The sequence below is a fragment of the Sulfitobacter sp. genome, assembly GCF_041552635.1.
GTDB lineage: Bacteria > Pseudomonadota > Alphaproteobacteria > Rhodobacterales > Rhodobacteraceae > Sulfitobacter.
In genome coordinates, this window is sequence record NZ_JBFEKM010000136.1 from 1 (window position 1) to 11,166 (window position 11,166).

General features: G+C 55.2%; 12 protein-coding genes. All 12 read right to left on the reverse strand.

Features of this window, described 5'->3' with window-relative positions; genetic code table 11:
• Window positions 1-102: 102 nt before the first annotated feature.
• Window positions 103-876: a type III pantothenate kinase gene (locus ABYT07_RS15100; protein WP_372992870.1), complete on the reverse strand. Its 774-nt coding sequence runs from the start codon at window positions 874-876 to the stop codon at window positions 103-105.
• Window positions 877-896: 20 nt separating this feature from the next.
• The gene (locus ABYT07_RS15105; RefSeq protein ID WP_372992871.1) at window positions 897-1,679 is read right to left on the reverse strand and encodes a biotin--[acetyl-CoA-carboxylase] ligase; all 783 of its coding nucleotides are present in this window, start codon (window positions 1,677-1,679) and stop codon (window positions 897-899) included.
• A 16-nt stretch (window positions 1,680-1,695) separates the two neighbouring features.
• Window positions 1,696-3,141: an NADH-quinone oxidoreductase subunit NuoN gene (gene nuoN / locus ABYT07_RS15110; protein ID WP_372992872.1), complete on the reverse strand. Its 1,446-nt coding sequence runs from the start codon at window positions 3,139-3,141 to the stop codon at window positions 1,696-1,698.
• Between the two features lie 11 nt (window positions 3,142-3,152).
• The gene (locus tag ABYT07_RS15115; RefSeq protein WP_372992873.1) at window positions 3,153-4,709 is read right to left on the reverse strand and encodes an NADH-quinone oxidoreductase subunit M; all 1,557 of its coding nucleotides are present in this window, start codon (window positions 4,707-4,709) and stop codon (window positions 3,153-3,155) included.
• Window positions 4,709-6,838: an NADH-quinone oxidoreductase subunit L gene (gene nuoL, locus ABYT07_RS15120; RefSeq protein WP_372992874.1), complete on the reverse strand. Its 2,130-nt coding sequence runs from the start codon at window positions 6,836-6,838 to the stop codon at window positions 4,709-4,711. The genes ABYT07_RS15115 and nuoL overlap by 1 nt, the downstream gene beginning before the upstream one ends.
• Before the next feature lie 4 nt (window positions 6,839-6,842).
• Entirely contained in the window at window positions 6,843-7,148 is a 306-nt protein-coding gene (gene nuoK, locus ABYT07_RS15125; RefSeq protein WP_372992875.1) for an NADH-quinone oxidoreductase subunit NuoK, read from the reverse strand.
• A 156-nt stretch (window positions 7,149-7,304) separates the two neighbouring features.
• The gene (locus ABYT07_RS15130; RefSeq protein WP_372992876.1) at window positions 7,305-7,907 is read right to left on the reverse strand and encodes an NADH-quinone oxidoreductase subunit J; all 603 of its coding nucleotides are present in this window, start codon (window positions 7,905-7,907) and stop codon (window positions 7,305-7,307) included.
• The gene (locus ABYT07_RS15135) at window positions 7,904-8,305 is read right to left on the reverse strand and encodes a carboxymuconolactone decarboxylase family protein (RefSeq protein WP_372992877.1); all 402 of its coding nucleotides are present in this window, start codon (window positions 8,303-8,305) and stop codon (window positions 7,904-7,906) included. Before ABYT07_RS15135 ends, ABYT07_RS15130 begins: the two co-directional genes overlap by 4 nt.
• Window positions 8,302-8,796 (reverse strand): NADH-quinone oxidoreductase subunit NuoI, encoded by a 495-nt coding sequence (gene nuoI, locus ABYT07_RS15140; protein WP_372992878.1) that lies wholly within the window; start codon window positions 8,794-8,796, stop codon window positions 8,302-8,304. Before nuoI ends, ABYT07_RS15135 begins: the two co-directional genes overlap by 4 nt.
• A 1-nt stretch (window position 8,797) precedes the next feature.
• Complete coding sequence (gene nuoH / locus ABYT07_RS15145) at window positions 8,798-9,835, reverse strand: NADH-quinone oxidoreductase subunit NuoH (protein WP_008227949.1); 1,038 nt, start codon at window positions 9,833-9,835, stop codon at window positions 8,798-8,800.
• A gap of 6 nt (window positions 9,836-9,841) precedes the next feature.
• Window positions 9,842-10,210, reverse strand: a complete 369-nt coding sequence (locus ABYT07_RS15150; protein ID WP_372992879.1) for a hypothetical protein — start codon at window positions 10,208-10,210, stop codon at window positions 9,842-9,844.
• A gap of 11 nt (window positions 10,211-10,221) precedes the next feature.
• On the reverse strand, window positions 10,222-11,166 hold a 945-nt coding region (locus ABYT07_RS15155; protein WP_372992880.1), incomplete at its 5' end, for a molybdopterin-dependent oxidoreductase.

Consider the following 11,166-nt stretch of genomic DNA (forward strand, 5'->3'; position numbering starts at 1 on the left):
CGTTCCTTGCCGGGTTTCCCATAGCCATAAACATAGGCATTCATGCCAATTTCACCTGCCCCACCGAGGGGCAGATAGATCAATCTTTCGCTGCTCATATGATTAAGCGGTGTCCTTGTTATAATTATAAATCACGGTCAACCCGTGCATTGTCAGATCATCTTGGTAGGCATCGAACAGGTCCACTGCCTGTTGAAACAACGGGGCCAGCCCGCCGGTGGCGATCACACGCATTTCGCGCTCACGCTCCGCCTTTATCCGCGCACATATCTCACGAACGAGCCCGACATAACCCCAAAAAATACCCGATTGTATGCAGGCCACGGTATTTGTGCCAATCACCGCCTGCGGTTTCGAAATGTCTACATGAGGTAAGGCCGCCGCCGCATTATGCAATGCCTCAAGGCTCAAGTTTACGCCGGGCGCAATCACGCCGCCAATATAGGCCCCGTCAGATGCCACAACATCAAAGGTCGTCGCCGTCCCGAAATCGACCACAATCAGGTCACCGCCAAACAGGTCAAACCCCGCAACCGTGTTCACCAAACGATCAGGCCCCACAGCCGTGCCCGCGTCCACGCGCACATCCACCGGCAGATTGCACTCGGGTTTGCCAACAACAATAGGTCGGGTGTGAAAATAGCGATCAGCCAAGACGCGCAGATTGAACACCACCCGTGGCACCGTGGAACTGATGATCACATCGGTGATGTCCGCCTCGACTTTCTGGAACCGCATCAGCGTGCTTAGCCAGACATAATATTGATCCGCCGTACGCTGCCATTCAGTGGAGGTACGCCACGTCCCAATGAACTGCGTCCCGTCCCATATCGAAAAAACCGTATTCGTGTTACCGCAATCAATCGCCAAAAGCATGGTCGGCCCTCCATCAGGCTCTAGAAAAATACATCCGCAGCGGTGACTGGTACCCGGCCCTTTGGCGTGCGCAAAATCAAACTGCCACTTTCATCCACATCCTCAAAGATGCCCCGCGTCTCGTCGCGCATGGTTCTCGCTATGATTTCCTCGCCCAACCGCGCAGCATGCGCCAGCCACGCAGTCCGGATCGGCGCAAAGCCATAGGTCCGAAATTGCGTCTCTAACGGCGCGTACTCAGCAGCTAATGCATCAAGAAACGAAGATGTCGACACAGCGATACCTGTTTCGCCAACCAGGGAAACGGGCCGTAGGGCCCCTGCTTCGACCTGATCAGCCCCAGGTGCATGGGCAAGGTTCACACCGATCCCTATCGCCAAATGATCGTCAATCGTTTCAAGCAGAATGCCAGCGACCTTGCCACCGTTCAACAAGACATCATTGGGCCACTTCAAGGCAAACGCCCCTTCGTCGCCCGTTACCCGAACAAAAGCCCGCCGCAAGGCGAGCGACGCTATGAAGCTGCGCAAGGCTGCGATCCCGGGGGATTCCTCTCGGCGCATCATCAACGTCGCTGCAAAGTTACCCTTTGGCGTCGCCCATGAACGCCCTCGTCTCCCGCGCGCTGCCGTCTGCTCGTCCGCCAGAATCCAGACCGGTCCCGTCAGATCAGGCGCACGGCGCGCCGCCTCGCTCAACGTTGAATCAAGACTTTCGAAAACAAGCCGCCCATAGCCCTCAGGCCACGACGCACCCTGCTTCTCTGGCTTAAAAATATCCCCGCCGGAGGCTCCATCGCTCACGGGGTCCACCATCGGATCAGTTTACCAGCGCCGCCGCTGCCGCCGTCGCTGCACCCTCGACCCCGAAAAGTGTCGCAACGCCCACCACCATGATAACCGCCGAAGCGACCAGCATCGCCGTCAGCAAACCACTTTTACTACCATCCAGACGGTCCTCGCCCTCAGCACCGAAATACATCAAGAACACGATCCGCAGATAATAATAAGCACCGATCGCCGAGGCGACAGCACTTGCAGCAACCAACCAAACGAGGCCAGCATCAACACCAGCCTGCCACACGCCAAACTTTGCGAAAAAGCCCAGCATCGGCGGCACACCGGCAAGCGAGAACAGCAACACCAGCATCGCAAGTGCTTTGCCCGGATTGCGCTTTGAGAACATGTTCAGCGCCGAGATATCCGTAACCGGCTGACCGTCCTTTTGCATGCTCAGAATGAACGCAAATGTGCCGATGTTCATGGTCACGTAAATCGCCATGTAAACGAGCATCGCCTTGACACCAAAGGCCGTACCAGCGGCAAGACCGATCAACGCGTATCCCATGTGGGCAATCGACGAATAGGCCATAAGCCGTTTGATATTAGTCTGACCAATCGCCGCAATCGCGCCAAGAAACATCGACAAGGCAGACAGCAACGCAACGACTTGGCTCCAGTCTGCTACCGCATTCCCAAAGGCATCATGCATAACGCGCGCAAACAGGCCCATGGCAGCGACTTTTGGTGCCGTCGCAAAAAAGGCCGTGACCGGTGTCGGCGCACCTTCGTAAACATCCGGAGTCCACATGTGAAACGGCACTGCAGACACCTTGAACGCCAAGCCCGACACCAACAAGACAATCCCGAACAACAAACCTATGGACGTCTCGCCAGATTTGGTGACCGACATGATGCCAGCAAACTGGGTTGTCCCCGCATAGCCATAGACCAACGAAGCGCCATACAGCAGCAGACCCGATGACAACGCGCCCAGAACGAAATATTTCAGGCCGGCCTCAGTCGATTTCACACTGTCACGACGCAAGGATGCAACGACATAAAGCGCCAAGGATTGCAGTTCCAACCCCATATAAAGTGACATGAGGTCACCTGCACTGACCATCATCATCATGCCCACAACGCTCAACGCGACGAGCACCGGGTATTCAAACCGCAACAGGTCACGCGACTTCATGTACCCTTCGGACATCATCAATACTGCTGCGGCGCTCAACAAGATAATAACCTTGGCAAACCGCGCGAAGCTGTCTTCGATGAACAAGCCGTTAAATGCGATACGTGCCTCGCCTGTCCCGGTCATGCCGATCCAGATCGCAAGCAGGATCATAACACCGGATGTGGCCCAGACCAGCAATCCGGCCATGCCGTCCTTGGATGTGTAAACCGCCCCCAGCAACGCGATTATCGCAAACAGCGACAGCACGATTTCTGGCAGGATGACATTCAGATCAGCGGAAATCATCGCGCGGTCCTTTATTCTGAGGCCATCTGGACAGCGGCTCCTGCCGCCTCCAGGGCCGTATCATAGCTTGCAACAAGGGCGGTCACCGACGGCCCGATAATATCTAGAACCAAGGCAGGGTAGATGCCCAACAGAAGAGTCATCGCTACCAAGGGGGCGAAAATCCAACGCTCGCGACCGGACATGTCCGTAATGGTCTTCAGGCTTTCCTTGATCAGATCGCCCATCACAACACGGCGGTACAGCCACAACGCATAGGCCGCCGAAAAGATGACCCCCGTAGTTGCGACCGCTGCCACCCATGTGTTGACTTGAAAGATCGCCATCAAGGTCAGAAATTCCCCGACGAACCCGGACGTGCCCGGCAGGCCAACATTTGCCATGGTAAAGAACATGAACACCAACGCATATGCGGGCATCCGGTTTACGAGACCACCGTATGCGTCAATCTCGCGGGTGTGCATCCGGTCATAGATTACGCCAACACACAAAAACAGCGCAGCCGAGATAAAGCCGTGGCTGACCATCTGGAAAATCGCCCCGTCAAGGCCCTGTTGGTTGAAGGTAAAGATCCCCATGGTCACGAAACCCATGTGCGCCACTGAAGAATAAGCAATCAGCTTTTTCATGTCCTGCTGCACCAGTGCGACCAGTGAAGTATAGACAATTGCTATTGCAGACATCCACAACACCCATGGCGCTAGAACATCGGACCCCACCGGGAACATCGGCAGCGAAAAGCGCAAGAAGCCGTAACCACCCATTTTCAGCAAGATTGCAGCCAGCACCACGGAACCGGCCGTCGGGGCCTGCACGTGGGCGTCTGGCAACCAAGTGTGGACCGGCCACATTGGCATCTTCACAGCAAAGCTTGCGAAAAAGGCGAGGAACATCAGGGTTTGCATGCCACCCACAATAGATATGCCCGCAATTTCAAATGTCTCGGACGCGAAAGTATTTGTCAAAAGACTGACTTCGCAGCCACCGATACAGGTTGTCCCGGCGTCCGCGTACATGGCGACCATGGCCACTAACATCAGCACCGAGCCCAAGAATGTGTACAAAAAGAACTTGAAACTAGCGTAAATGCGATTGGCCCCGCCCCAGATGCCGATGATCAAGAACATCGGGATAAGGCCTGCCTCGAAGAACAAATAGAACAGCACCAGATCCAGCGCCATGAACACGCCAAGCATCAGTGTTTCAAGCAGCAAGAATGCGATCATGTATTCCTTGACCCGTGTGGTCACGTTCCAACTGGCCGCAATCACCAACGGCATCATGAATGTGGTCAACATCACAAACAGGATGGATATGCCGTCAACCCCCATGCGATAGCGTAGACCCATGATCCAAGACGCCTCGTCAACAAACTGGAAGCCAGTATCGGAGGGATCAAAATCAAACAAAATGAACAGCGAGATCAGGAATGTGACCGTAGTGGTGATCAACGCCAGCCATTTTGCATTGCGTGCCGACGCTGCGTCGTCGCCGCGCAGGAACACAGCCAGGATCAGTGCCGCAAAGCTCGGCATAAAAGTGATGATGGAAAGCAAGTGATGATCCATTAGTTTGCCCCTCCGCTCAACGTCATCCAAGTCACCAGAACCGCAATTCCGATTACCATGGCGAAGGCATAGGTAAAGATGTAGCCCGATTGCGCACGTCCTGCGAGGCGCGTGAGGAACGGGATGATGCCCATGGCGATGCCATTGAGCGTGCCGTCAATAACATCCCCGTCGCCGCGTTTCCAAAAGAAGCGACCAATGGCAGAAGCGGGTTTGACGAATATGACGTTATAAATCTCGTCGAAATACCATTTATTCAACAAGAACAGATACAAAGGACGTTGGTTTGCCGCGAGGCGAGCAGGCAATGTCGGGTTCCACACATAAAACCAAAGTGCCATCAACAACCCGCCGAGCATCGCAATAAAAGGGCTGACCTTGACCAGCCAATGTACTGCATGCGCGTCTTCCAGCACCGTATTGTCGGCCCCGAAATATATCGCGCCATCACCGGGGTTACCGGCAAAGCTGGGCCCGTGATGTGCGTCATCACCGTGGCCTGCATCAGAAGCGGCGGCCCCGTGGGTCTGGTCGGAAGCGGCAGCACCATGACCATCTTCTGCGCCCTCAACTTTGGCATCCCCGGCAGCGGCCATTTCCGTCATCGGGATGCCGTAAAACTTCCCAACATCTTCGGCGTGGCCAAAGAAGCTATTGTAAAACACCATCCCCGAGAAAACCGCGCCAATGCTCAGTACGCCGAGGGGCACCAGCATTACCATCGGGCTTTCATGGGCATGCTCGTGCGTGTGCTTGTCGCCACGCGGCGTGCCAAAGAAGGTCATGAACATCAAGCGCCAACTGTAAAAACTAGTCATCGCGGCGGCAATAACAAGCATCCAGAACCCGTAGGTCGACCCGCCTGCCCAAGCGCTCTCGATGATCGCATCCTTGGACAAAAATCCTGCAAAACCGATATGCGTCAACGGGATACCGACACCTGTGATGGCCAGTGTACCGATCATCATCGCCCAGAACGTATAGGGAATTTTCTTACGCAGACCGCCGTAGTTGGTCATGTCCTGCTCGTGATGCATGGCGTGGATGACCGATCCGGCCCCCAAGAACAGCATCGCTTTGAAAAATGCATGGGTCAAAAGGTGGAACATCGCAGCGGAGTACATGCCAACGCCTGCGGCGACGAACATATAGCCGAGCTGGGACATTGTAGAATAGGCGATCACCCGTTTGATATCGTTCTGGACCAAACCGATCGTGGCCGCGACAAATGCAGTGGTCGCACCAAGGAAGGTCACGAACATCATCGCTTCGGGTGCAAATTCCATCAGCGGTGACATGCGGCAGACCAGGAAGACACCCGCCGTAACCATCGTCGCTGCGTGGATCAGGGCAGACACAGGGGTCGGACCTTCCATCGCGTCGGGCAACCACGTGTGCAAGAACAGCTGTGCCGATTTCCCCATCGCACCAACGAACAACAAGAAGGCAATCAGATTGGCCGCATTCCACTCAGACCACAGGAACTGCAACGTCGTGTCTGCAAGTGCGGGCACAGCATCGAAAACATCGTCAAACTTGATGCTGTCGGTCAGGTAGAAAAGCGCAAAAATACCCAGTGCAAAGCCAAAGTCGCCGACGCGGTTAACCACGAATGCCTTGATCGCCGCCGCATTGGCCGAGGGTTTCTTGTAATAAAAACCGATCAGCAAATAGGACGCGACCCCCACGCCTTCCCAGCCAAAGAACATCTGCACAAGGTTATCTGCTGTCACCAGCATCAACATCGCAAAGGTAAAGAAGGACAGGTAGGCAAAGAACCGCGCGCGATAAGGTTCGTTGTCTTTGAAATTATCGTCATGGGCCATGTAGCCGAATGAATAAAGATGCACGAGGCTCGACACCGTGGTGATGACGATCAACATAATGGCCGTCAGACGGTCCATGCGAATGGCCCAGTCGGTGGACAGGCTTCCACTTTCGATCCAGCGCAGCAGTTGGATATGCTCGGTGACACCGTCGAAGGTGAGGAACACGATCCAGCTTAGAAATGCCGACAAAAACAACATGCCCGTTGCAAACCACTGAGCAGGCTTTTCCCCGATAAGTTTCCAGCCAAAACCAGTGATCAATGCGCCGACAAGTGGCGCGAAAAGAATGATGCTTTCCATGATCTTAGCCCTTCATCACGTTGACATCTTCAACTGCAATCGTACCCCGATTGCGGAAGAAGCAGACCAGAATGGCCAGACCGATCGCAGCCTCGGCGGCGGCGACAGTTAGAACGAACAAAGTGAACACCTGGCCCACCAGATCGCCCAGATAATGCGAGAACGCCACAAAGTTGATGTTCACCGCCAAAAGCATCAATTCGATCGACATCAACATGATGATGATGTTCTTGCGGTTCAGGAATAGCCCGAAAATGCCAATGACAAACAGCGTCGCCGCCACCGTCAGGTAATGTTCAATTCCGATCATGTCGTCCCTCGGTTCTGTGCCCGTTTCAGGCGTTCTTTAGTCTTTGGCACCCAAGGTTTCCACCCAGATCCCGCCTTTTGTCCAAAGATGTTGCGGGCCACCGCGCCGCACCATTTCCCCTTGCCAACAGGCTATCTTTGATATCCCAAGAGACCCTTAAAGGCCCTGCCCCGGTTTCACATCGTTCAACTTCATCGCCAATTTCGGATCACGCATCATCTGGGCAACCACATCCTGACGTTTAACATCGGGGCGGTGCCGCAGGGTCAGGACAATGGCCCCAATCATTGCAACCAGCAAGATCAGCCCAGACAGTTGGAACAACAAGAAATACCCGTCGTACAAGATCAGACCCAAAGCAGCTGTATTCTGTACATCGTTATTCACAACATGTGCCCGCAGCCCATCGGCGGCGGCGTTTGCGTCCCATGCACCAAAGGCCATGACAAACTGCATCAGGATAATCAGGCCGATCAGCAAGGCCAGCGGCATATAGCGCGCCATCTCGGCCTTCAACTCAGCGAAATCGACGTCCAACATCATAACGACGAACAGGAACAAAACCGCGACAGCGCCCACGTAGACGATGATCAAAAGCATCGCGACGAATTCAGCATTCAACAAGACGAACAGACCCGCCGCACTGAGAAAGGAGAGGATCAGCCAAAGCACCGAATGCACAGGATTGCGGCTGATTACAGTGAAAAGTCCGCCCGCGATCACGCAAATCGCGAAGAGGTAAAATGCAAAAACGCTCATGCGTCACCTTCCTTGTCATCCAACACGCCCTGCGCAATCTGCATCGCCAAGGTCATTGCGGGAATACCGGCAAAAACCGCCATCTGCCCGATCGTTTCAATCACTTGCTGCTTGTGCGCGCCGGCCTCGATCGCATGGACCACAGCCTGCCTAAGCGCTACATCGTTTTGGGCACCCTGCATGGTCAGCCCCGCAATCGTCAGCAGCAACCGCGTTTTGGCATCCAACCCGTTGGGGTTCATCGTATTGCCGAAAAACGTTTCCATCATGTCCTTGGGCATCTTGCCCATCATCGCCTCAAACCCTTTTGGCGAAAAGGCATCCATCGCCGGAAAGGCCTTGGCCGCCTCCTGCATCTGCCGCATCATCACTTCAAAAGGGTTTGGCGTGTCGGTCATCTGTAGGGTGCATCCATCTCAAGATTACGTGCAATTTCGGCTTCCCAACGGTCACCGTTTTCCAGAAGCTTGGCTTTGTCGTAGTACAGCTCTTCCCGTGTTTCGGTGGAAAATTCGAAATTCGGGCCTTCGACAATGGCATCTACGGGGCAGGCTTCTTGGCAGAAACCACAGTAGATGCATTTGGTCATGTCGATGTCATAGCGTGTCGTGCGGCGGCTGCCGTCATCGCGCGGTTCCGCGTCGATGGTGATCGCTTGGGCAGGGCAAACCGCTTCGCACAGCTTGCACGCGATGCAGCGTTCCTCGCCATTTGCATAGCGGCGCAGCGCGTGTTCACCGCGAAAACGTGGCGACAAAGGCCCCTTTTCATGCGGGTAGTTCAGCGTCGCTTTGGGGGCGAAGAAATATTTGAACCCCAGCTTCATGCCTTGGTAAAAATCCTGCAACAGGAAGTATTTAGCGTGACGGGTATAGTCGATGTTAGCCATATCAGCCTCCCATGCCCCAGCGGGCATACGCGCCCCAGAACCAGTCGAATTTTGCTGCGAATGCCACGAAAACAACCCAGACCAGCGAGAACGGCAGGAAAACTTTCCAACCCAAGCGCATCAATTGGTCATAGCGGTAGCGCGGCGTGATCGCCTTGACCATCGCGAAGAGGAAAAAGAAGATCGCCATCTTGCCAACCATCCAAAGCACGCCATCAGGCAGGCCGGGGATCGGGGACAGCCAACCACCAAAGAACATCAGGGACATCAGCGCGCACATCAAGAAGATCGCGATATATTCTCCTGCCATGAACAACAGGAACGGCGTCGCCGAATATTCTACCTGATAGCCGGCAACCAGTTCAGATTCAGCTTCGGGAAGGTCAAAGGGCGGGCGATTTGTTTCGGCCAGTGCCGAGATGAAGAACAGGAACACCATCGGGAAATGCGGCAACCAGTACCAGCTAAAGAAACCGTAAGGTCCTGATTGTGCGGCGACAATCCCGCTGAAATTCAACGATCCAGACGAAATGATCACACCGATGATGATCAAGCCCAGCGATACCTCGTATGAAATCATCTGAGCGGCAGACCGGAGTGAGCCGAGGAAAGGGTATTTCGAGTTCGACGCCCACCCCCCCATTATGACGCCATACACCTCGAGCGAGGAAACGGCGAAGACAAACAGGATCGCCACGTTGATATTGCTGAGGACCCAACCGTCGTTAAACGGGATAACGGCCCAAGCCAGCATCGCCAGAACAAAGGACGTGAGCGGTGCCAACATGAAAACGGTCCGGTCTGCACCCGCAGGGATGACCACCTCTTTGACGACATATTTCAGCGCGTCAGCCACCGTTTGCAGCAGGCCGAATGTCCCCACCACGTTGGGACCGCGCCGCAACTGAACCGCAGCCCAGATTTTACGGTCGCCATAGACCAAAAACAGCAGCGAGATCATCACAAAGGCCACAACCGCAAGGGTCTGCGCCAAGATCAGAACGGCAATGCCGCCAGGAGTGTTAAAGAATTCAGCCATAGGTCCTCACACCGTCGGTATGCCGCGTTCCATGCAGTTTTGCACGGTGACTTCGGCATCAATTGTCTTCAAGCCCCGTGGCAGGCTTGGCGAGATGGTGTAAACAGCATCTGCGCGCCAGACGCCACCCACGATCTCAACATTTGTGCGCACGTGACGGGCAAATCCGAAACCCCGGATCAAAGTATACCGCGCCGCCGCACATTCTGCATAATCCGCCACATTTTCAGACGAAAGCGCCTTGGTCATGGCCACGTTAAACTGGACAAGATCCCCGTCCAGCAGCTTGGTTTCTACGCCCTGGTAGTCGGGAATGAAATCGTCAGCCAAAGGGGCGCGCATATCGCATCCCGCCAAGGCCAAAGGAAACATCATCCCCAAAACTCTCACTCCGCCGCCAATGGTTTTTCTAGGCGGGCTTTGGCATTCTGCGAAAGCTCTGCCATCAGCTGGCTTGCGCGGGCGATGGGGTTTGACAGGTAAAAATCCGCGATTGCAGGCTGGAATGCGGCATCCCCCATTTTAGATTGCGCGGGTGCCTGCCAGTCATTTTCGGCAACCTGATCGACATCCCCCAAATGCGGCACGTCGCTGACCAGCGCCTTACGTAGCGCGGCAAGCGAATCAAACGGCAGGGTTGCACCCAGTTCCGCGCTCAAGGCGCGCAGGATGGCCCAGTTTTCCTTGGCCTGACCGGGTGCAAAGCTAGCACGGGCGGCCAATTGGGGACGCCCTTCCGTATTGACGAATAACCCTGCTTCTTCGGTATAGGCAGCACCGGGCAGAATGATATCGGCGCGGTGCGCACCGCGATCTCCATGCGAGCCTTGGTAAATAACGAAAGGTCCGGCAGGAATATCCCCCTCGTCCGCGCCAAGGTTATAGATAACGTCAGCGGAAAGCACATCCGCGATGCCGCTGTCAGCCGTGGCACCGATGTCCATCGCGCCAACACGGCCAGCTGCCGTATGCAGGACCATGAAACCGGATTTTGTTGAATCAGCCAACGCCATTGCAGCAGCCAGGACCGCAGCACCGTCTTCGCGGGCCAGTGCGCCCATGCCAACGATGATAAGGGAGTTCTTATCGGCAACCTCAGTGTGATCGCGCGCCAACAGGTCGGTTAGAACAGATGGACCGTCACCCAAATGGGCGTGCTCATAGGTCAGGTCTGCCGCTGGCCCAACAACGCCAATATCGGCACCGCGCGACCAAGCCTTGCGGATGCGCGCGTTAAGAACGGGGGCTTCGACCGCAGGGTTCGTGCCGATCAACATGATCGACTGCGCGGTATCGATGTCTTCGATTGCGGCCGTGCCGACATAGCCAGA

What these genes read in the sequence shown, in the direction of transcription:
- ABYT07_RS15100 (WP_372992870.1), bottom strand. Translation starts at nt 876, where the DNA reads ATGCTTTTGGCGATTGATTGCGGTAACACGAATACGGTTTTTTCGATA.
- nuoN (WP_372992872.1), bottom strand. Translation starts at nt 3,141, where the DNA reads ATGATTTCCGCTGATCTGAATGTCATCCTGCCAGAAATCGTGCTGTCG.
- ABYT07_RS15115 (WP_372992873.1), bottom strand. Translation starts at nt 4,709, where the DNA reads ATGGATCATCACTTGCTTTCCATCATCACTTTTATGCCGAGCTTTGCG.
- nuoL (WP_372992874.1), bottom strand. Translation starts at nt 6,838, where the DNA reads ATGGAAAGCATCATTCTTTTCGCGCCACTTGTCGGCGCATTGATCACT.
- nuoK (WP_372992875.1), bottom strand. Translation starts at nt 7,148, where the DNA reads ATGATCGGAATTGAACATTACCTGACGGTGGCGGCGACGCTGTTTGTC.
- ABYT07_RS15130 (WP_372992876.1), bottom strand. Translation starts at nt 7,907, where the DNA reads ATGAGCGTTTTTGCATTTTACCTCTTCGCGATTTGCGTGATCGCGGGC.
- ABYT07_RS15135 (WP_372992877.1), bottom strand. Translation starts at nt 8,305, where the DNA reads ATGACCGACACGCCAAACCCTTTTGAAGTGATGATGCGGCAGATGCAG.
- nuoI (WP_372992878.1), bottom strand. Translation starts at nt 8,796, where the DNA reads ATGGCTAACATCGACTATACCCGTCACGCTAAATACTTCCTGTTGCAG.
- nuoH (WP_008227949.1), bottom strand. Translation starts at nt 9,835, where the DNA reads ATGGCTGAATTCTTTAACACTCCTGGCGGCATTGCCGTTCTGATCTTG.
- ABYT07_RS15150 (WP_372992879.1), bottom strand. Translation starts at nt 10,210, where the DNA reads ATGATGTTTCCTTTGGCCTTGGCGGGATGCGATATGCGCGCCCCTTTG.